This window comes from Candidatus Blochmannia americanus (nom. nud.) (genome assembly GCF_059934915.1).
The window spans coordinates 584,136-606,206 of record NZ_CP011792.1 but is presented as its reverse complement, the minus strand read 5'-3'; the positions used below and the strand labels follow the sequence as shown (position 1 = coordinate 606,206).

The window sequence follows — 22,071 nt, the reverse complement described above, 5'->3', positions numbered from 1 at the left end:
TTATGCGTGATGATTCTACAGAAGAGTCTAGTATTGAGAATATTTATTCAATATTGAATGATTTATTTTCTGTGTTCAGTTCTAAAGACTTCATATTGCAATCTACTTATACTGGAGTTTTAATAATTTGGATAAAACGCGAGATACTGGTCCCAGTGTTGTCGTTTTTAAAAACGACAACAAAACCGTATGTTATATTGTATGATTTGCATGGTATAGATGAAAGATTGCGTATACATCGTGAAGGGTTACCTCAATCAGATTTTACAGTGTTTTATCATTTAATTTCTATATCACGTAATGATGATATAATAATAAAGGTTCCTTTGTTAGAAGAATCTCTATGTGTACCAACAATAGTTTCTTTGTTTATAAATGCGAATTGGTATGAACGGGAAACTTGGGAAATGTTTGGAATTCATTTTGATAATCATCCTAATTTAACACGTATAATTATGCCAAAGAACTGGGACGGATATCCGTTACGAAAAGAATACCCAGCTCGAGCTACAGAATTTGATCCTTTTATTCTGACAAAACAGAAAGAAGATTTAGCAATGGAAGGATTATTATTTAAACCGGAAGAATGGGGTATGCGTAGGTATACTAAACATGAGAATTTTATGTTTCTTAATTTAGGTCCTAATCATCCTTCAGTGCATGGAGTGTTTCGTATTATTTTACAATTAAATGGAGAAGAAATTATAGATTGTGTTCCAGATATTGGTTACCACCATCGCGGTGCTGAAAAAATGGGAGAGAGACAAACCTGGCATAGTTATATTCCTTATACTGATCGTATCGAGTATTTAGGAGGATGTGTCAATGAAATGCCTTATATATTAGCTGTCGAAAAACTTGCCGGAATTACGGTACCGGATAAAGTACAATGTATTCGTATTATGTTATCTGAATTATTTAGAATTAATAGCCATTTATTATATATTAGCACCTATTTACAAGACGTAGGTGTTATGTCTCCAGTTTTTTTAGCGTTTACTGATAGGCAAAAAATTTATGATGTCATCGAGTTAATTACTGGAGCTCGTATGCATCCGGCATGGTTTCGTATTGGAGGAGTTGCTAATGATTTACCTAGAGGCTGGGATGATTTATTGAGAAAATGTCTTGATTGGTTGCCACATCGTGTTTCTTTTTATGTTAAGTCAGCATTAGAAAATAGTATACTGAAAAAACGCGCTTGTGGTATTGGCGCATATAATTCTAAAGAAGCATTGGATTGGGGAGTAACGGGAGCGGGATTGCGTGCTACTGGTGTTGAGTTTGATATACGTAAATCGCGCCCTTATTCTGGATATGAAAATTTTGACTTTGATATACCAATAGGAAATGGTATAAGTGATTCTTACAGCCGAGTCATGTTAAAAATAGAAGAAATGTATCAAAGTATACGCATTTTAGAACAATGTTTGCAGAATATGCCAACAGGTCCATTTAAAGCAGATCACCCTTTAACCACCCCCCCCATGAAAAAATATACTTTACAAGATATAGAAACTCTTATTACTCATTTCCTTCAAGTATCATGGGGGCCTGTTATTCCAGCAAATGAATCTTTTCAAATGATTGAAGCCACGAAAGGTATTAATAGTTATTATTTAATTAGCGATGGGAATACTATGAGTTATCGTACTCGCATTCGTACTCCTAGTTTTCCTCATTTGCAGCAAATTCCACATGTTATTCGTGGTAGTTTAATATCTGATTTAATAGTATATCTAGGTAGTATTGATTTTGTTATGTCTGATGTAGATCGTTAATATACGAGGAAATATGAGTAGGAGTAAAATTAGTGATATGGCTGTTAATATAACTAACGGTGATTTTTTTAAATTAAGCCCAGAAGAATTACATGCTATTCAAGAAGAGTGTACACACTATGAAGATATACGTGCTGCTTCTATTGAATCATTAAAAATTATTCAAAAAAATCATGGCTGGGTACCAGATGAGGCAATTATATTGGTTGCTAAGTTATTATGTATTTCTATTGCTGATGTAGAAGGTATAGCTACATTTTATAATCAAATTTTTCGTCAACCGGTAGGTCGTCATATTATTAGATATTGCGATAGCATAGTGTGTTACTTGATTGGATGTGAAAAAATTAAAAAAACTTTAACATATACGCTAAACATTTCTGTGGGCAATACAACTGCAGATAATCGTTTTACCTTATTACCTACCTGTTGCTTAGGTAGATGCGATAAGGCTCCAGTCATTATGGTAGATAAAGATATTTATTTTCATATAGTTCCAGAAACGATTACAAAATTGTTAGGGCAGTATTTATGAACAAAAATTATGATGCAAATACAGAGAATAATCCACTTACATGGAGAATGCGGCATGACAAGCAACCAGTATGGTTGCATGAATATCGATCTAGAAATGGATATTTAGCTGCATATAAGGCTATTACTCATATGTCTCCAGAGGAGATTATTGAATTAGTTAGAAATTCCGGTTTAAGAGGTCGTGGAGGTGGTGGTTTTTTTACCGGAATAAAATGGTCTATGATGTTGCAAAATAAGTCTAGTTGCTCTCGTTATTTAGTGTGTAACGCAGATGAAATGGAACCGGGAACTTATAAGGATCGATTTTTGATGGAACAATTACCTCATTTATTATTGGAAGGTATATTAATTGCAAGTTATGCGTTAGGAGTGTCACGAGCGTACATTTTTTTAAGATATGAATATATGATTGCAGCTGAATATTTAACTCGTGCTATTGCTGAGATTAAATCAATTGGATTAATTGGTAAAAATATTTTGAATAGTGAGTTTAATTTAGAACTATTTTTACATACAGGAGCTGGAAGATATATTTGCGGAGAGGAAACAGCGCTGATTAGTGCTTTGGAAGGTCGTAGGGCTGTTCCACGCGCTAAACCACCGTTTCCAAGTCATGTAGGATTGTGGGGAAAACCTACATGTATTAATAATGTTGAAACATTATGTAATATCCCAGGAATCATTGAACATGGAGCGATTTGGTATAGGAATATCTCTGTTAAAAAAAGTAATGATTCAGGTACAAAATTAATGGGATTTTCAGGTCGAGTCAGAACACCAGGGGTATGGGAATTGCCTTTTGGTACGACTGCTAGAGAAATTTTAGAAGATTATGCCCAAGGTATGTGTACTGGTTTTGTTTTAAAAGCATGGCAACCTGGGGGCATAAGCACAGGTTTTTTAACTCAAGAACATTTAGATATACCTATGGATTTTAATAATATTGCTGCTTCTGGTAGTCGATTGGGAACTGGCATGGCAATAGCAATAGATAGTACTGTAAATATGGTTGCTCTAATGCGTAATTTAGAAGAATTTTTTTCGCGAGAATCTTGTGGTTGGTGTACTCCATGTAGAGATGGCTTGCCTTGGATAGTAAAATTGTTGCTGTCTTTAGAAAGGAAACATGGTAGATCTGAGGATATAGAATTATTGGAGCAATTATGCCGTACACTTGGACCTGGAAGAACTTTTTGTGCTCATGCTCCGGGTGCTATAGCGCCGTTACAAAGTGCTTTAAAATATTTCCGAAATGAATTCGAATCAGGTATTTTTAAATTCTATCAACAGAAAACGCATCGTATTAGTTGTGTACAAATTAATTAAATTTTTATAGATAGATAAGATAAGATTGTAATAATTTATGCGTGTAATATACAACGGCATATATTGATTGATTTTTTAAAATTTTTAAGACATAAATGAAAAATAAAATTGGTATATTAAAATGTTGATTTCTATTTATATAGAAGGCAAAAAGTATACAGTGGAAGATTCAAAAAATATACTGGAAGTATGTTTATCTCTTGGATTTGATATTCCTTATTTTTGTTGGCATCCTGCTTTAGGTAGTGTTGGAGCTTGCAGGCAGTGCGCGGTAAAGCAATATTCTGATCATAAAATAAATGATACAATAGGTCATTTGGTAATGTCTTGTATGACTCCGGTATCAGATGGTAGTGTTATTATTATTTTTGATGATGAGGTAGTAGAATTTAGAAGGAATATATTGGAGTTATTGATGATTAATCATCCTCATGATTGTCCGATATGCGAAGAAGGAGGTAATTGTCATTTACAAGATATGACAGCAATGGTTGGACAAACATATCGTCGGTATAGGTTTACTAAGCGTACGCATCATAATCAGTATTTAGGACCGTTTATCGCGCATGAAATGAATAGATGTATTACTTGTTATCGTTGTGTACGTTATTATAATGATTATGCGGGGGGTGATGATCTAGGTGTATTTGGAGTACACGATAATATTTATTTTGGACGAGTAAAAGATGGTATGTTACGAAGTGAGTTTTCTGGAAATTTAATAGAAATATGCCCTACCGGAGTATTTACTGATAAAACACAATCAAAAAATTACACTCGTAAATGGGATATGATTTTCGCCCCCAGTATTTGTCAACAATGTAGTATTGGGTGTAATATTATTTTAGGTGAACGTTACGGAAAGTTGTGTCGTGTTGAAAATCGTTATAATGGTAATATTAACGGTTATTTTTTGTGTGATCGTGGTCGATTTGGCTGTGATTATGTGAATATTAATAATAGACCTAAAAATCCATCGTATAGACAAGGTAATGATCGGGTTATACTTAATGAAAAACAGGCAATACAAGAAGCTGCGAATGCATTAAAATATAATTGTAATAAGATAATCGGTATTGGATCTTCACGTGCCAGCATGGAAAGCAATTTTGCTTTACTAAAACTAGTAGGACCAGATAATTTTTATACTGGTATTGATAGTTTTGAACAAGAACGATTGTTATTAATTGTTGAAATACTGTGTAATAGTGGTATTTATGTTCCATCATTACGTGAAGTAGAAAGTTATGATACAATATTAATATTAGGAGAAGATTTAACTCAAACTGGGGCGCGAGTAGCGTTGTCGGTGCGACAAGCTGCTAAAGGGAAAGCTTGTAAAGATGCACAGGATCGAGGAATTTTTGATTGGCAGTCTGCGGCGGTTATACATAGCTCTCAAGGTATTAAAAATCCTATATTAATTACTGGTATTGACAAAACAAAATTAGATGATGTTGCTGTGTTAACATATTATGATTCGGTTCAAAATCAAGCACGGTTTGGTTTTGCTATTGCTCATGCGTTAGATCATACTGCTCCTGCAGTTAAAGATTTTGACTCTAAATTGAATGATAAATTAGATATAGCTGTGCAAAAATTAATGGCATCGCGTAAGCCATTAATTATTTCAGGAAGTAATGCAGGTAGTAAAGAATTAATTGCCTCGGCAGCAAATATCGCACGTGCTTTAAAAAATCGCGGCAGTGAGGTTGGAATTACTTTTATTGTAGGCGAAGTGAATAGTATAGGTTTAGTAATGTTGGGTAAAAAAAGTCTTGATGCTGCTCTTGTAGATGTTTGTACCAACAACACTTTATCTATTGGTTTAATTGTGTTAGAAAATAGTTTGTATCGTCATGCAAAGGCAACTCAAGTAGATATGGCTTTAAGTAAGGTTAATTATTTAATTGTATTAGATCATCAATATAATCGGATTCAAGAAAAGGCAAATTTAGTTTTGTCAGTTTCTAGTTTTACTGAAAGTGATGGAACTGTAATTAATTATGAAGGACGTGCGCAAAGGTTTTTTCGTTTATACAAACCTCAGAATTATGAAAGGGATGTAGTTGTTTTGGAAAGTTGGAGATGGTTATATTTAATACATGATTTTTATATAAATTATATTCGAAGAAGAAGTCTGCATATTGATCATATTATAGATGCTATGACTTATTTTTTTCCAAAATTAATTGGAATTAAACAGGCATCGCCGGGTGCGTCTTTTCGTATTCATGGACAAAAATTAGCTCGTGCACCGCATCGTTACAGCGGACGTACAGCTATGTATGCTAATATTGATGTACATGAGCCGTACATATCACAAGATGATGATTCGATGTTTTCTTTCTCTATGGAGGGTCATCATGATGTTAAATCATCTCATAAACAAGTGGCATTTGCATGGGCTCCAGGATGGAATTCTCCACAAGCTTGGAATAAATTTCAAAATAAGGTAGGCGGGTATTTGTATTCTGGAGATCCAGGAATACGTATATTATATACTCATAATAGCTCCACGTTGAATTGGTTTAACATGATTCCTCAATCTTTTAGGATTGTTAGAAATGCTGATAAGTGGTTGATAGTGCCTTATTGGCATTTGTTTGGAAGCGAAGAAACTTCTCAGCGCTCTAAGTGTATTCAAGATTGCATGCCAAACCCTTATGTTATGCTCAATCCTTCAGATGCGTTACAACTAAAAATACAAAAAAATATGTCACTTAAATTTACATGTGACGGTCAAATTTTATGTTTACCAATAAAATTTAGCGTTAATTTACCTATAGGGCATATTGGATTACCTATAGGGTTGCCAGATATTCCAGTATTTTTATCTGGTATGTATGCGCAAGATGTGCAAGGAGTTTTATCGTGATTTTTTGTTCGTCAGAAATTGTTACAGCACATTGTGTTTCTTCTGTCGTACATGCATTAATTATTTTGTTAGTAATAATTTTTTGTGGTGCGTATATGAGTTTTTTAGAACGTAGATTATTAGCGTTGTTTCAAAATCGTTATGGTCCTAATAGAGTAGGTTGGAATGGTTCATTGCAGTTATTGGCTGATTTAATAAAAATTATGTTTAAAGAGGATTGGATTCCTCCATTTTCTGATCGTATTGTGTTTGTTTTAGCGCCAGTGATAGCTTTTATTTTATCATTGATGAATGTATTAATTATTCCTTTTACTCCTACATGGTTAATATTAGAGTGTCATGTTGGTATATTATTTTTTCTTATGATATCAGGATTAAAGGTGTATTCGGTATTGCTTGCTGGCTGGTCGAGTAACAATAAATATGCCTTAATCGGAGCTGTGCGCGCTGTGGCTCAAACGCTTAGTTATGAAGTGTTTCTAGGGCTATCTGTGATGGGTGTAGTTGCTAAATCTGGGTCATTCAATTTAAGAAATATAGTGGAGGATCAATTATATTTATGGAATGTAATTCCTCAATTTTTAGGATTTATTACTTTTTTTTTAGCAGGCATAGCTTTATGTCATAGACATCCATTTGATCAACCAGAATCAGAACAAGAATTGGCTGACGGTTATCACATAGAATATTCTGGGATTAAGTTTAGTTTATTTTTTATTTCTGAATATATCAGCATGATTGTCATTTCATCGTTTATTGTAACGTTATTTTTTGGGGGGTGGCAAGGACCGTGGTTTCCTCCTGCTATTTGGTTTTTTAGTAAAACTTTTTTATTTTTGATAATATTTATATTGATACGCGCGGCTCTACCGCGTCCACGTTACGATCAAGTTATGTTGATAGGCTGGAAGATTTTTTTACCTCTTACATTGTTTAATTTATTAAGTACCGCTGTTTTTATTTTATTATAATTATTAATGTAGGTTAAATATATATGATGAAGTTAAAAAAGATTATAATAGATATTAGTTCTATATTACGTAGTATTTGGATGATAGGAATACAAGCATTTAGTAAACGTGAAACTCAGATGTATCCTGATGTTCCGTGTATTCCGTCACCTAGATATCGTGGTCGGATTGTATTAACTCGAGATACTTCAGGCCAAGAGCGTTGTGTAGCTTGTAATTTATGTGCTGTAGCGTGTCCAGTGGGGTGTATTTCTTTAAAAAAAGGAGAGTCTACAGATGGGCGATGGTATCCGGAATTTTTTAGGATTAATTTTTCTAGATGTATTTTTTGTGGTATGTGCGAGGAAGCATGTCCAACAGCAGCTATCCAATTAACTCCAGATTTTGAAATGAGTGATTTTAAAAGACATGATTTAGTGTACGAAAAATCTGATTTATTAATATCAGGTCCGGGAAAATATTCTGAATATGATTTTTATCGATTTTCCGGCGCAGAAATATTGGGTAAGAAAAAAGGAGATGCGAAAAAAGAATCACAGCCTATAGATGTTAGAAACATATTGCCTTAATTTTAAAGCAACGATCGATGAGAAGAGGTATGATATGACGGCTCTATTTTATATTTCTGGAGTCATAGCGATACTATCTACGACGTGTGTAATATTACATTATAATCCAATGCATGCCTTATTATGCTTAATAGTTGCATTTTTATCCATATCATGTAATTTTTTTTCTTTAGGAGCGTCTTTCGCTGGTGCTGTGGCAATTATTGTTTATGCTGGGGCCATCATGATTTTGTTCGTATTTGTAATAATGATGCTGAATACAAAAGCTATTATGTTTTTTATACAACAAGAAAGTAGGTTTTTAAGCTTCATATTATGTTGTGGCATTGCGTTATTGGTAGGTATTTTGTTTATCATTTTGTTGTATGTTTCTTTTGGGTTAAAAGATTATCTGATAAATTTATATACATCAGTAATAGATTCAAAACAAATTGGTGTGGTGTTATTTGGGCCATATATATTAATGGTAGAATTAGCATCATTTTTATTGTTAAGCGCATTGATTTCTGTATTTCATTTGTCTCAAGAGTATAAATTGCCTGATGATTATATTGATTCTGATTATTCATAAGAATGGAAAATATGATTCCTTTATCGCATGGTCTTAGTTTATTTATAATTTTATTTATATTAGGCTTAATAGGTATAATAATAAGACGTGATTTATTGTTTATATTATTAGGACTGGAAATTATGATTAACGCTGCTGCTTCAGCATTTGTGGTAGTAGGATCTTTTTGGGAGCAAGCGGATGGTCAGATTATGTATATTTTAGTAATTACCGTAGCTGCTTCTGAATCTGCAATTTCTTTAGCATTATTACTTCAATTGTATCGTCGTTATTATACATTGTGTGTTGATAACATTAGCGAGATGCGTGGATGAATCTACTTGTTTTAACTATACTTTTTCCATTGTTAGGATTTATTACATTAGCTATTTCTCAAGGAAAATGGTCGGAAAACACTTCTGCCATAATAGGAGTAGGGGCAGTAGGTGTATCAGTATTTGTCACTGTATGTATCATATGTGATTTTTATTTCAGTTCTAATGATTATTTAAATTTTGTACTTGTTCAAGAACTTTGGACGTGGATTTCTATTAATGCTTTGCGCGTTACTGTATCACTGAGATTGGATGGGTTATCTTTGACCATGTTGTCAGTAGTTACTGGCGTTGGGTTTATTATTCATTTATATGCTGTGTGGTATATGAGAGGGTGTGAAGGGTATTCTCGTTTTTTTGCTTATACCAATTTGTTTATGGCAAATATGGTGCTTTTGGTTCTATCAGATGATTTATTATTGATGTATTTTGGATGGGAAGGTGTAGGTCTGTGTAGTTATTTATTAGTTGGATTTTATTATTGTGATTCTAGGAATGGAATAGCGGCGTTAAAAGCATTTATTATGACTCGTTTCGGGGATATATGTTTGATATGTGCATTGTTTATGATTTATGATCAATATCATACTTTAAGTTTAAATAAGTTATTAACATTAGAACTAAAATGTTCGTCATGTCATTTTTTTGGTAATATTACATGGATATCTTTTATGTTGCTTATTGGAGCAATTGGTAAATCAGCTCAGTTGCCTTTACAAACTTGGTTAACAAGCGCCATGGTTGGCCCAACCCCAGTGTCAGCATTGATTCATGCAGCTACTATGGTAACTGCTGGTGTGTATTTAATAATTCGAATGAATAATTTTTTTGTGATGACTCCGAGCATTTTATACTTGACTGGTATTATCGGTTCCTTAACCGTGGTATTATTCAGTTGCGCAGCATTATTTCAAAGTAATATTAAAAAAATTTTAGCGTATTCTACTATCAGTCAAATAGGATATATGTTTTTAGCGCTGGGAGGGCAGCATTGGGATGCAGCTATGTTACATTTGGTAACACATGCTTTTTTTAAAGCGTTGTTATTTTTAGCTGCAGGTTCATTAAGTTATGCTTGCAGATATGAACAAAATATTTTTAAGATGGGAGGATTATATAAATTTATACCTTTGATCTATGTTTGTTTTTTAATAGGTGGAGCCTCTTTATCCGGAATACCAATAATTACAGCTGGAGTTTATTCGAAGGAAATGATTATGTTAAAAACATTAGCTAATCATGATTATTTTTTTCTATTTTCTGGATTAATAGGAGTGTTTTTAACACCTATTTATACGTTTCGTATGATTTTTGTCGTATTTCATGGTGCTAAAAAAATTGATCCGCGTGTGTGCAATAAAATTACACAAAATTTGCCCTTAATTTTATTGTTATTTTTATCTACGTTTATTGGTGGATGGATACAATTACCTCTATCGACAGACATTGTCGGTATTAACGTTAGTATAGTGTATAATTATAGTCGAATATATTTTGAAATAGTATCTGGATTTTTAGTGATTTTTGGTATTTGGTTGGCATCGATTTTTTGGCTAGATTTTGGGCGTGAGCTTAAGAGCCAGGCTATTACACCGCGTGCAGTGGAGGTAATAGAGCGATACATAGTATTGTTATGTTACTATGGGTGGGGGTTTGATTGGTTTTATAAATTGATATTTATAAAACCATATTTATTTATAACAAAAAAATTATCTTATTCTGATCCAATTGATATAATCATGAATATGATCGTATCAATATTATGTTGGCTTAAGAATGGTTTAACGTTTAGTGAAAATGGTAAATTAAGTTGGTATATAGTATCTATGAATATAGGAGCGGTCATTATATTGATCATGATATTAACACATGATCATATATGTAAATCAGTATAGTATTATGGATCGTATCGTATATAAAGGTAATATCATGTTTAATATGTATGTTCAGCGAGAAGAATAAAAAAGTATGTTATTACTTATCTTGATATTGATTCCTTTTATTTTCGGGTTGTTGTGTTGGCAATCAGAACGTATTGGATATTGGGCGCCTCGTTGGATCGCTTTATTAGGAATGAGCCTAACACTTTTTACTGTTTTGTTTTTATGGAGGTATGAGTGTCATGATGTATTAAATTCTTATCCAACAGATCATGTATTTCCAAAATGGCAATTAGAATATGTATATCTCTGGATTCCAAGATTTGGAATTAGTGTGCATTTGGCTTTAGATGGATTATCATTTTTAATGGTGACATTAACTGGTTTTTTAGGATGCATGGCGGTATTATGTTCTTGGTCTGAAATTCAGCGTTGTCAGGGTCTTTTTTATCTTAATTTATTATGGATTTTAGGTGGGGTTATTGGGGTTTTTTTATCAATTGATATGTTTTTGTTCTTTTTTTTCTGGGAAATAATGCTTATTCCGATGTATTTTTTAATATCTTTATGGGGACATAAAGCAGCAAGAAGAAGTGATCGCATCAATACTGCTACTAAATTTTTTATTTATTCTCAATTTAGCGGGTTATTTATGTTGGTTTCTATTATCGCTATTGTTTCTGTAAATTATAAGATAAATGGAGTGTGGTCTTTTAGTTATCAAGATTTATTGCATGTAATATTGCCAGAACGTATGGAATATTTGATTATGTTAGGTTTTTTTTTCGCTTTTGCAGTAAAAATGCCAATTGTTCCATTTCATGTTTGGTTACCGGACGTACACAGTCAAGTTCCTACTGCAGGGTCAGTTGATTTATCAGGAATTTTATTAAAGACTGCAGCTTATGGGTTTTTTCGATTTGTTTTACCGTTGTTTCCTGGTGCTTCTAAATCTTTTGCTTCAATTGCTATGTGTTTAGGTCTATTGAATATTTTTTATGGCGCTTGTATGGCATTTGCGCAAACGGATGTTAAACGCTTAATTGCATATGCCAGTATATCCCATATGGGGTTTGTACTGATTGCAATTTATAGTGGTACTCAATTGTCATATCAGGGCGCTGTTGTACAAATGATTTCTCATAGTTTATCTGCTTCTGGAATGTTTGTACTGTGTGGTCAATTATATGAGAGAGTACATACTAGAGACATGCGTTTAATGGGAGGGTTGTGGGGTCGTATGAATTTAATCCCGGCTTTTTCTTTGTGTTTTGCAGCAGCAACGCTAGGATTACCTGGTACTGGAAATTTCATTGGAGAAATGACGATCTTGATTGGTAATTTTCAAGTAGCACCTATAATTACAATAATAGCTTGTTTTGGGATAATATTTTCATCAATTTATTCTCTTATTTTAATGCAACGCATATATTTTGGTCCAACATTGACTGTTAACGTTAGTGGAAATGGGTTATTAACAAATATGACATTACGAGAAAAATATGTTGTAACAATGTTGTTATTATGTATTTTTTTAATTGGTTTTTTTCCGCAATATATTTTGAACACTTCATATAGAACTATGCACAATCTTTATATTTGGGTGCATGGAATATAATTATTCAATGTAATCGCATTGTAACGGTAATAGGATTATAATTTACCATGATAATAACTTGGACACAAATAATTATATTATTGCCTGTGTTAATTATTGGAATAACAACGGTCATTATTATGTTATCAATTGCATATCGTCGCAACTTATTTTTACATACTTTATTGGCAGTATTTGGATTTAGTTTATCCATTATATCTCTTGGAGTGATTTGGGATCAAATTGATCGAAATTTTTTTCAATTAATGTGTATGGATAATTTTTCCTTATTATGTATAATGTTAATATTAGTTTCTAGTATATCGAGTGCCGTATTAGCTTATCAGTGGTTATCAAGTTATCCAAGTCATCGTGACGAGTTTTATTTATTATTACTTATTTCTACTATTGGTGGTATTGTATTGGCCACAGCGAATCATTTAGCAATGTTATATCTAGGAATAGAATTGATTACATTGCCGTTATTTGGTTTGATAGGTTATTCCTTTTTTAAAAAATTTTCTTTGGAAGCTAGCATTAAATATATTATATTATCTGGGGTATCTTCATCTTTTATACTATTTGGTATAGCATTGATATATGCTGTAACTGGTTGTTTATCTTTTACTAGCATTAGTCATCAGTTATTACATTTACATTTTGTTGCATCGCATCATCCTATACTTATGTTAATTATAGGGTTAGGTATGATGATGGTTGGGTTTGGATTTAAGTTATCATTGGTTCCCTTTCATTTGTGGACTCCTGATATATATCAGGGAGCTCCATCTTCAATATCACTGTATCTGATAACTAGTAGTAAAATAGCTATAATATCAGTATTAATACGATTGTTTATGGTATTTCCTGAGCAATATAATAAGATATTTTGTATATTTTTATCAGGAACTGCATGTTGTTCAACGTTATTTGGAAATTTAATGGCTATTAAACAAAATAATATTAAACGGATTTTAGCTTATTCTTCAATTGCACATATAGGTTATATATTAATTGGTGTAGTTGCAGTATTCCAGAGCAATGAAATTGCTCTGGAAGCTATTGGTATTTATCTTATAACTTATGTAATTACTAGCATAGGAGCATTTGGTGTTATCACAACAATGTCTGTTTGTTGTATTAATAAAGATACAGATTCATTATTTTCATATCGTGGTCTTTTTTGGTATCAACCAATGTTATCGGTATTATTTACAATTATTGTATTATCTTTAGCTGGTATACCTATGACATTAGGTTTTATTGGTAAGTTTTATGTATTTGTTTTAGGAGCGCATAGCGAATTATGGTGGCTTACTGTTTTTGTAGCGATGAGTAGTGTTGTTAGTATATTTTATTATTTAAGAATTGTAATAAATTTGTATCTTAACCCTATACATCGTTTAAAAATGAATTTTAATTCTTCATGTAGTTGGAGTATTACCCCCGATGGGATAATAGTGATTATTGCATCTTTTTTGATATTGTTTTTAGGGTTATATCCTCAACCTATGATAAACTTCATTCATTTAATAAATCCAACAGGTCATGTGCTTAGATTATTTTAAGTGATAAAGATCTATAATTAAATATTTTATATTTTAGGTCATTTAATGAATTTAGCGTTGTATTTGCATATATATGCTAATACAACGTTAGCGTTGTTTTTGCATATATATGCTAATTTAGCAATAATTTAATTAAAAAATGTGGTGTTATAGTAATTTTAATATAATATCTTCTGTAGGAGCGCAACAACACATCAGGATTTCATCGGAATTAATATAACCTAAAGGTTCTTTATAATATTGTACTTTTCCTGCTATTAATAAAGCTCGACAACTTCCGCAGTAACCTGATCGACATTGATAATTAAGTGATGGGATATGGTATTTTTCCAATGCTTCCAATAAAGAACGATATGTTCTACTATTATGTATGAATTGTATATTCATACATTTTTTTGAACAAATAAATATTCTACAATTGAAAGTCATTGAATTCATTATCACGCATATTAGTATCTATTTGACCTACCAGATAAGAACTGGCTTCTACTTCTTGTGGTGCTACTTGAACATTATCTGATGACAACCAAGAATTAATCCAAGGTATCGTGTTGGATTTAGTGTCAAAAGGGGCCTCTAGTCCTATTGAGCTCATACGTATGTTGGTGATATATTCAATATATTGACAAAGTATATCCCTATTTAAACCTATCATAGATCCATCTTTAAATAAATAGTTAGCCCAATTTTTTTCTTGTTCCGCAGCCATTAAAAATAACGCATAGCTTTCTTGTTGGCATGCTGCACTGATATCGGCCATTTCTGGGTCATCTGACCCAGAACGCATCAGATTTAGCATATGTTGAGTAGCATTTAAATGTAAGGCTTCATCGCGAGCTATAAATCGTATAATTTTTGCATTACCTTCCATGAGTTCACGTTCAGCAAATGCGAAAGAGCAGGCGAAACTTACATAAAAACGAATAGCTTCTAACACGTTGACACTAATTAAACATAAATATAGTTTCTTCTTGAGTTCATGTAAGTTTACTGTAACAGTGTTGTTATTAATTTTGTGATTACCAGGTCCTAAGATATGATAATAACTGGTTAATTCAATCAAATTATCATAGTAGCTTGAAATATCTTTAGCACGTTTTAAAATTTCTTTGTTGCTGATAATATCATCAAATATTAACGATGGATGACTAACAATATTGCGAATAATATGGGTATAAGAGCGAGAGTGGATAGTTTCAAAAAATGACCAAGTTTCTACCCAAGTTTCTAGTTCTGGTATAGAAATTAATGGTAGTAATGCGATATTAGGACTACGTCCTTGAATAGAATCTAATAATGTTTGGTATTTTAAATTGCTAATAAAAATGTGTTTTTCATGATCTGGTAACGATTGAAAATCTATACGATCTTTAGAGATATCTATTTCTTCTGGTCGCCAAAAGAAAGAAAGTTGTTTTTCGATAAGTTTTTCAAAAATAGAATGTTTTTGTTGGTCAAATCGAGCGATATTTACTGGTTGTCCTAAAAACATTGGTTCAAGCAGTTGGTTGTTTTTATTTTGAGAAAAGGTTGTATAAATCATCTTTATTCCTTTATTAAAAGTATATATAAATATATGTGATTTATGTTATAAATAATAGTTGTATTTTAAATTGTACAAGCATCACTTGTACAAGTGTTTATTTGGTTATGTGATAGTATTTTATGTATATCTTGAGCACCATCGCGAGTATTATGATAGTATAATGTTTTAATACCAAGCCTATATGCGTATAATAAATCTGCAAGTAGTTGTTTCATAGGAACTTTGGATGCAGGAAAACGAGAGGGGTCATAATTAGTATTAGTTGAAATGGATTGATCAACGAATTTTTGCATAATTCCTACTAATTGTAGATATCCTCGATTGTCTGGTATTTGCCATAACAATTCATAAGCAGATTTTAGTTTAATAAACTCAGGCACTACTTGACGTAAAATTCCATCTTTTGAAGCTTTTATGCTAATGTAGCCTCTAGGAGGCTCTATTCCATTAGTGGCATTAGAGATTTGTGATGAAGTTTCTGATGGCATTAATGCGGATAATGTAGAATTTCGTAATCCATATTGTTTAATCTTAGCGCGTAAATCTTCCCAGTTATAATGTAATGGTTCATTAATAAATAAATTAAGGTCTTTTTTATATGTATCAATAGGTAATATTCCTTTTGCATATGAAGTATCATAAAACCATTCACAAGATCCTTTTTCTTTTGCTAAATTATTAGAAGCTCTTAATAGATAGTATTGAATAGCTTCAAAAGTACGGTGTGTTAATTTATTAGCACTGCCGTCTGAATAACGAACTCCATGTTTAGCAAGATAATAAGCATAGTTAATTACTCCAATTCCCAAAGAGCGTCTTCTTATAGCGCTGCGTTGCGCAGCAGGAATGGGATAATCTTGATAATCTAATAGAGCATCAAGAGCTCGTACTATTAAAGTAGAAAGTTCAGATAAGTCATCAAGATTTTTAATATTACCAAGATTGAAAGCAGATAAAGTACATAGAGCAATTTCGCCATTATAGTCATTAATATTATTTAAAGGTTTTGTTGGTAATGTTATTTCTAGGCATAAGTTAGATTGACGAATTGGAGCGGTGATACTATTAAAAGAGCTGTGAGTATTACAATGATCTGCATGTTGGATATAAATTCTTCCAGTAGAAGCTCGTTCTTGCATCATTAAAGAAAATAGTTCTATTGCTTTAATTTTTCGATGTTTAATTTTGTGATTATTTTCATATGTTTTATATAAACGTTCGAATTCATTTTGATTAGCAAAAAAAGCTTCATATAATCCTGGCACATCAGATGGACTAAATAGTGTAATATATTTTCCTTGAATAAGACGTTGATACATTAATTTGTTGATTTGTACGCCGTAATCTAAATGACGTATTCGGTTAGATTCTATACCTCGATTATTTTTTAAAACAAGTAAATTTTCTATCTCTAAATGCCAAATAGGATAAAATAACGTAGCAGCTCCCCCCCGTACACCTCCTTGAGAACATGATTTTACCGCTGTTTGAAAATGTTTATAGAACGGAATACATCCAGTGTGGAATGCCTCTCCATCACGTATTGGGCTGCCTAACGCTCTAATACGCCCAGCGTTGATGCCTATCCCAGCGCGTTGTGCTACATATTTTACAATAGCACTGGATGTTGCGTTGATAGAATCAAGACTGTCATCGCATTCGATTAATACACAAGAACTAAATTGGCGTGTTGGTGTACGTACCCCAGACATAATAGGGGTTGCCAGAGAAATTTTAAAGGTTGAGATTGCATTATAAAATTGTTGAATGTAATTCATGCGAGTTTTTTTAGGATATTTAGAAAATAAACAAGCCGCGGTTAATATATATAAAAACTGAGCACTTTCATAAATTTCTCCGGTTACCCGATTTTGTACTAAATATTTACCTTCCAATTGTTTTACAGCGGCATATGAAAAATTCATGTCCCGCCAATGATCAATAAATGTATCCATTTGATTGAATTCTTCTGCATTATAATCATCTAGTAAATGTTTATCGTATTTGCCAATTTTTATTAATCGTAACACATGATTGTAAAGTTTTGGCGGTTCAAATTGACCATAAGCTTTTTTACGTAAATGAAATACGGCTAAACGTGCTGCTAAATATTGATAGTCTGGTTCTGCTTCAGAAATTAAGTCTGCTGCTGATTTTATGATGGTTTCTTGAATATCTGAAGTTTTTATTCCATTATAAAATTGTATGCGAGAACGTAATTCTACTTGTGAAACAGAGATTTTTTCTAAGCCTTTAGCGGCCCAATTAATAACTCGGTGGATTTTATCAAGATTAATAGGTTCGTGATGACCATTTCGTTTAGTAACTAGTAGAGTTTGGTTCATATAAGTGCATACCTGTTGTGAAATACTAATAACATTAGCCACAGTAATTCATAATGAATGAATTATGGTTCATAATCATGATAAAGTGATGAATTAATGATGACATCATAATGTTTTATGTATAAAAAATAGTAATAATTAAATAGTAACGTAAGTTCAGAATGTTGTGTTGTCTAATTTAGTATAGGTATTGAAAAAAATTCATCATAACTGATTGCATTGTAAAACATATTTGATCATGCAATATTATATTATTTTTATTTTTTCGTTGAAAATAGTAATAAACATTATTATTAATACCACAAATAAAATAATTATATTTTTTTGGGAATTATATTTATCAAATTAAAATTTGAAATAACCTGTATCAGTATAAATTTTTTTTCATTAGTAGTCACATTTTTACTATATAGGAGCGTTATTTTTTAGTTGAGCATGTAGGATATAGTTTGTATTAACGTTTCGTACTAAGGTGCACTTAGTGGTAAAGGGATTATAGCATAATCCAATGATATTTTGTTCTTCTAAAATGGTAGAGTCAATCCATTCTAGTAGTTCAGATGGAGTGATAAATTTGTTAAAATTATGAGCACCTTTTGGAATAATACGAAAAATATGTTCGGCGCCTATTATGATAAATAACCATGATTTAAAAGTACGATTTAATGTAGAAAAAAATACTGATCCACCTGTCTTAATCATAGTAGAACAGGCTTGAATGATTGATAAAGGATGTGGTACATGCTCTAAAACTTCCATACAAGTTACTATATCATAGTGCTGAGCATGATTTAGGGCATGATCTTCTATTGTTTCTTGCGTGTAATGAATATTTAAGTTTTCATGCAAAGCATGTGACTTTGCTGCTTCTAAAGCAGTAGCATTTATATCTAATCCTACGACTTCTGCACCGGATTGTGCCATACTTTCTGATAAAATACCTCCACCACATCCAATATCTAATATTTTTTTACCAAATAATCCATTACTACGTTCAGTAATATAATTAAAACGTATCAAATTAATATGATGTAATGGTTTAAACATATTAGAAGAGCTCCACCATTGCGATTCAGATGTGTGAAATTTATCAATTTCTTTTTCGTTTATATTGTTTTGATGTATTGTAAGTTTATTCATAATTATATTTTTCGTGTTAAGATCTTTTTAAAATAGAAAATGTGAGGTTCTATAGATTTAATATTAGTATATAAATTAATTATAATTATCAGTTCATTAAAATATGAATATGAACTGGATTATATATCAACATGATAAACGCATTTATCCTAGTAGAATAATTTAAATATTACTAAAACAGTTTATATTATAGTTTAATAAATTATTTAAACTAGTTTTTAGTATACATATAAGCTAAAAATAAATAGAGGATATAAATGCATGAATAATTTTGCTAAAGAAATAACACAAATTAATATAGAAGAAGAATTAACGCATTCTTATTTAGATTATGCTATGTCAGTTATTGTCGGGCGTGCGTTGCCAGATGTACGAGATGGATTGAAACCTGTACACCGGCGTGTATTATTTGCTATGCAAGTACTTGGTAATTATTGGAATAGAAATTATAAAAAATCAGCTAGAGTGGTAGGTGATGTTATTGGGAAATATCATCCTCATGGAGATGCTGCAGTATATGAAACTATAGTACGTATGGCACAACCTTTTTTAATGCGTTATGCTTTAGTGGATGGACAAGGTAATTTTGGTTCAGTTGATGGTGATCCAGCAGCAGCTATGCGTTATACAGAAATACGCATGTCTAAAATAGCAAATGAATTATTGTTAGATTTAGATAAGGAAACTGTTGATTATGAGCTTAATTATGATGGTACTGAGAAAATTCCAGGAATATTGCCAGCTAGAATTCCAAATCTTTTAGTAAATGGGTCTTCCGGCATTGCTGTAGGTATGGCTACTAATATTCCTCCGCATAATCTTTCTGAAGTAATTAATGGATGTTTAGCGTTTATAGATAATGAGGATATTACTATTGAGGATTTAATGAAACATATTCCGGGTCCGGATTTTCCTACTGCTGCTATTATTAATGACAGTAGTTGCCTTAAAGAAGCATATAGTACTGGACGGGGAAAAATTTGTATTCGTGCTCGAGCGGAAATTGAAACTGATGTGAAAAGTGGTCGTGAATCTATTGTGATATATGAAATTCCGTATCAAGTTAATAAGACTCGATTATTAGAAAAAATTGCTGAATTGGCAAAATTAAAACGTATTGAAGGAATACATAATTTACGTGATGAATCTGATAAGGATGGCATGCGGATAGTTATTGAAGTTAAACGTGATGCTATTAGTGAAGTAATTTTAAACAATTTATATTCTTTAACTTCATTGCAGACTTCATTTGGTATTAATATGGTAGCTTTACATCAGGGACAGCCAAAAATTATGTCTTTAAAGGATATTTTGTCCGCTTTTGTATGTCATCGCCGTGCAATAGTAATACGTCGCGTTATGTTTGAATTAAAAAAAGCTCGTAGTCGTATTCATATTTTAGAGGGATTAGCTGTTGCGTTGTTTAATATTGATTCGATTATTGAATTTATCCGTCGATCTAATAGTTCTGTGGAAGCTAGTTCTATTTTAACATCTTCATCATGGAAGCCAGGCAATATTTTGGAGATGAGACAAGTAATTTCTGTTAATTTTACTGAATCTGAATGGTCAGAAGTAAAAAATACTATCAATAATGATCAATATTATCTTACTAAGCATCAGGTTCAAGCTATTTTGGATTTAAAATTACATAAACTTACTACTTTAGAGCATGAAAAGATATTGAAAGAATATACTAGTTTGTTGGAAAAAATGGAAAATTTAAGCTCTATTTTAAAGGATCCTAAATGTCTTATGAAGGTAATTCGTCAAGAATTATTGGTTATAAAAGAAGAATACCATGATCCCCGTCGTACTGAAATTAGTGATGATTTTGAAAATATTAATGTTGAAAATTTAATTAATCAAAAAGATGTAGTAGTGACCCTATCATATCAAGGTTATGTTAAATATCAACCATTAAGAGATTATGAAGCACAAAAACGAGGAGGAAAAGGAAAGTTAGCGACACGAATCAAGGAAGAAGATTTTATCACTCAACTATTAGTAGCTAATACTCATGATACAGTTTTGTTATTTTCTAATTATGGGCGTATATATTGGATGAAAGTATATCGATTACCAGAAGCTAGTCGTGGATCACGAGGTAAACCAATTATTAATCTATTACCATTAGACATAAATGAACGAATTACTGCTATTTTACCAATTCAAAATTATACAACAGGACATCAAGTATTTATGGCAACTAGTAGTGGAGTTGTAAAAAAAACATCACTTACGGAGTTTAGTAGACCACGTAATGTTGGTATTATCGCATTAAATCTTAATAACGGAGATGAATTGATTGGAGCTGATATAACTGATGGTAGTAATGAAGTGATGTTGTTTACTGCTTATGGAAAAGTTGTGCGATTTAAAGAAACAGAAGTACGCAGCGTGGGACGTTCAGCTATTGGTGTAAAAGGTATTCATTTATTACAAGGTGACCGTGTAGTATCGTTAATTATACCGAAAGATAAGAGTTCTATTCTCACTGTTACTCAGAATGGTTTTGGGAAACGTACTAATCAATCAGAATATCCAATTAAGTCACGTGCTACTCAAGGTGTAATTTCTATTAAGGTTACCGAGCGAAATGGTAATGTAGTGGGGGCTGTTCAGGTAAATCAATCTGATCAAATAGTAATGATTACTGATGCAGGTCGATTAGTTCGTACTCGTGTTGCTGAAGTTAATATTATTAGACGCAATACTCAAGGGGTTATGTTAATTCGTACCGCATGTGATGAATGCGTAGTCGGTTTGCAACGTGTTGTAGAATCAGTTGAAAGTGAAAATCATTTTATTTAATTTAATGTCATAGGGAATGTGAGTATTGTTAATTGTCGGTTTAATAAAAAAATATTAAATATTATGAGATTTTTTCATTTGTGAAATTAATATTGCATTGCATATTGTTTAATCATGTGTTTACATAATATATGTTGTTGAAATTTGGCGTAATGGTTTTTATGATATGGTGATTAGGGATGATTAATATAATGTATAAGATAGTTAATTGTAAGGATAATAATTTGAAATGAT

16 protein-coding genes are annotated in these 22,071 nt (G+C 31.9%); 12 read left to right on the top strand and 4 right to left on the bottom strand.

Going from position 1 to position 22,071, the window contains the following annotated elements; all coding sequences use genetic code 11:
* The first annotated feature begins 2 nt into the window (after nucleotides 1–2).
* From nuoC to nuoN, 11 genes are all read left to right on the top strand, one after another.
* Nucleotides 3–1,781: an NADH-quinone oxidoreductase subunit C/D gene (gene nuoC / locus Bamer462_RS02540; protein WP_500837548.1), complete on the top strand. Its 1,779-nt coding sequence runs from the start codon at nucleotides 3–5 to the stop codon at nucleotides 1,779–1,781.
* Nucleotides 1,782–1,794: 13 nt separating this feature from the next.
* On the top strand, nucleotides 1,795–2,316 hold the full coding sequence (nuoE, locus tag Bamer462_RS02535; RefSeq protein WP_500837547.1) for an NADH-quinone oxidoreductase subunit NuoE: 522 nt from the start codon (nucleotides 1,795–1,797) through the stop codon (nucleotides 2,314–2,316).
* The gene (gene nuoF, locus Bamer462_RS02530) at nucleotides 2,313–3,644 is read left to right on the top strand and encodes an NADH-quinone oxidoreductase subunit NuoF (protein ID WP_500837546.1); all 1,332 of its coding nucleotides are present in this window, start codon (nucleotides 2,313–2,315) and stop codon (nucleotides 3,642–3,644) included. The genes nuoE and nuoF overlap by 4 nt, the downstream gene beginning before the upstream one ends.
* A gap of 124 nt (nucleotides 3,645–3,768) precedes the next feature.
* On the top strand, nucleotides 3,769–6,522 hold the full coding sequence (gene nuoG, locus Bamer462_RS02525; RefSeq protein WP_500838002.1) for an NADH-quinone oxidoreductase subunit NuoG: 2,754 nt from the start codon (nucleotides 3,769–3,771) through the stop codon (nucleotides 6,520–6,522).
* Nucleotides 6,522–7,493: an NADH-quinone oxidoreductase subunit NuoH gene (nuoH, locus tag Bamer462_RS02520; RefSeq protein ID WP_500838001.1), complete on the top strand. Its 972-nt coding sequence runs from the start codon at nucleotides 6,522–6,524 to the stop codon at nucleotides 7,491–7,493. Before nuoG ends, nuoH begins: the two co-directional genes overlap by 1 nt.
* Before the next feature lie 26 nt (nucleotides 7,494–7,519).
* On the top strand, nucleotides 7,520–8,062 hold the full coding sequence (nuoI, locus tag Bamer462_RS02515) for an NADH-quinone oxidoreductase subunit NuoI (RefSeq protein WP_500838000.1): 543 nt from the start codon (nucleotides 7,520–7,522) through the stop codon (nucleotides 8,060–8,062).
* Nucleotides 8,040–8,633 carry an NADH-quinone oxidoreductase subunit J gene (nuoJ, locus tag Bamer462_RS02510; protein ID WP_500837545.1) on the top strand — a complete coding sequence of 198 codons (594 nt, stop codon included), beginning with the start codon at nucleotides 8,040–8,042 and terminating at the stop codon, nucleotides 8,631–8,633. The genes nuoI and nuoJ overlap by 23 nt, the downstream gene beginning before the upstream one ends.
* Nucleotides 8,634–8,644: 11 nt before the next feature.
* A complete protein-coding gene (gene nuoK / locus Bamer462_RS02505) occupies nucleotides 8,645–8,947 on the top strand; it encodes an NADH-quinone oxidoreductase subunit NuoK (protein ID WP_500837544.1) in 303 nt (100 codons plus the stop codon).
* Nucleotides 8,944–10,842 carry an NADH-quinone oxidoreductase subunit L gene (gene nuoL / locus Bamer462_RS02500; protein ID WP_500837543.1) on the top strand — a complete coding sequence of 633 codons (1,899 nt, stop codon included), beginning with the start codon at nucleotides 8,944–8,946 and terminating at the stop codon, nucleotides 10,840–10,842. Before nuoK ends, nuoL begins: the two co-directional genes overlap by 4 nt.
* Nucleotides 10,843–10,915: 73 nt before the next feature.
* Complete coding sequence (nuoM, locus tag Bamer462_RS02495; RefSeq protein WP_500837542.1) at nucleotides 10,916–12,445, top strand: NADH-quinone oxidoreductase subunit M; 1,530 nt, start codon at nucleotides 10,916–10,918, stop codon at nucleotides 12,443–12,445.
* A gap of 47 nt (nucleotides 12,446–12,492) precedes the next feature.
* Nucleotides 12,493–13,992: an NADH-quinone oxidoreductase subunit NuoN gene (nuoN, locus tag Bamer462_RS02490; RefSeq protein WP_500837541.1), complete on the top strand. Its 1,500-nt coding sequence runs from the start codon at nucleotides 12,493–12,495 to the stop codon at nucleotides 13,990–13,992.
* Nucleotides 13,993–14,139: 147 nt separating this feature from the next.
* Here nuoN and yfaE read toward each other — a convergent pair whose 3' ends face one another.
* The 4 genes from yfaE to ubiG form a co-directional block, all read right to left on the bottom strand.
* Nucleotides 14,140–14,379, bottom strand: coding sequence for a class I ribonucleotide reductase maintenance protein YfaE (yfaE, locus tag Bamer462_RS02485; protein WP_500837540.1), 240 nt, complete (start codon nucleotides 14,377–14,379; stop codon nucleotides 14,140–14,142).
* Nucleotides 14,380–14,404: 25 nt separating this feature from the next.
* Nucleotides 14,405–15,535, bottom strand: coding sequence for a class Ia ribonucleoside-diphosphate reductase subunit beta (gene nrdB / locus Bamer462_RS02480; protein WP_500837539.1), 1,131 nt, complete (start codon nucleotides 15,533–15,535; stop codon nucleotides 14,405–14,407).
* Nucleotides 15,536–15,600: 65 nt separating this feature from the next.
* Entirely contained in the window at nucleotides 15,601–17,883 is a 2,283-nt protein-coding gene (gene nrdA, locus Bamer462_RS02475; RefSeq protein ID WP_500837999.1) for a class 1a ribonucleoside-diphosphate reductase subunit alpha, read from the bottom strand.
* A gap of 405 nt (nucleotides 17,884–18,288) precedes the next feature.
* The gene (gene ubiG / locus Bamer462_RS02470) at nucleotides 18,289–19,026 is read right to left on the bottom strand and encodes a bifunctional 2-polyprenyl-6-hydroxyphenol methylase/3-demethylubiquinol 3-O-methyltransferase UbiG (RefSeq protein ID WP_500837998.1); all 738 of its coding nucleotides are present in this window, start codon (nucleotides 19,024–19,026) and stop codon (nucleotides 18,289–18,291) included.
* Nucleotides 19,027–19,284: 258 nt separating this feature from the next.
* On the opposite strand from ubiG, the gene gyrA reads away from it, so the two are divergent.
* Nucleotides 19,285–21,837: a DNA gyrase subunit A gene (gene gyrA / locus Bamer462_RS02465; RefSeq protein ID WP_500837538.1), complete on the top strand. Its 2,553-nt coding sequence runs from the start codon at nucleotides 19,285–19,287 to the stop codon at nucleotides 21,835–21,837.
* Nucleotides 21,838–22,071: the final 234 nt, after the last annotated feature.

What these genes read in the sequence shown, in the direction of transcription:
- nrdB (WP_500837539.1), bottom strand. Translation starts at nt 15,535, where the DNA reads ATGATTTATACAACCTTTTCTCAAAATAAAAACAACCAACTGCTTGAA.
- nuoM (WP_500837542.1), top strand. Translation starts at nt 10,916, where the DNA reads ATGTTATTACTTATCTTGATATTGATTCCTTTTATTTTCGGGTTGTTG.
- nuoN (WP_500837541.1), top strand. Translation starts at nt 12,493, where the DNA reads ATGATAATAACTTGGACACAAATAATTATATTATTGCCTGTGTTAATT.
- nuoL (WP_500837543.1), top strand. Translation starts at nt 8,944, where the DNA reads ATGAATCTACTTGTTTTAACTATACTTTTTCCATTGTTAGGATTTATT.
- nuoK (WP_500837544.1), top strand. Translation starts at nt 8,645, where the DNA reads ATGATTCCTTTATCGCATGGTCTTAGTTTATTTATAATTTTATTTATA.
- nrdA (WP_500837999.1), bottom strand. Translation starts at nt 17,883, where the DNA reads ATGAACCAAACTCTACTAGTTACTAAACGAAATGGTCATCACGAACCT.
- nuoI (WP_500838000.1), top strand. Translation starts at nt 7,520, where the DNA reads ATGAAGTTAAAAAAGATTATAATAGATATTAGTTCTATATTACGTAGT.
- nuoJ (WP_500837545.1), top strand. Translation starts at nt 8,040, where the DNA reads ATGTTAGAAACATATTGCCTTAATTTTAAAGCAACGATCGATGAGAAG.
- gyrA (WP_500837538.1), top strand. Translation starts at nt 19,285, where the DNA reads ATGAATAATTTTGCTAAAGAAATAACACAAATTAATATAGAAGAAGAA.
- nuoF (WP_500837546.1), top strand. Translation starts at nt 2,313, where the DNA reads ATGAACAAAAATTATGATGCAAATACAGAGAATAATCCACTTACATGG.
- nuoC (WP_500837548.1), top strand. Translation starts at nt 3, where the DNA reads ATGCGTGATGATTCTACAGAAGAGTCTAGTATTGAGAATATTTATTCA.
- yfaE (WP_500837540.1), bottom strand. Translation starts at nt 14,379, where the DNA reads ATGAATATACAATTCATACATAATAGTAGAACATATCGTTCTTTATTG.
- nuoE (WP_500837547.1), top strand. Translation starts at nt 1,795, where the DNA reads ATGAGTAGGAGTAAAATTAGTGATATGGCTGTTAATATAACTAACGGT.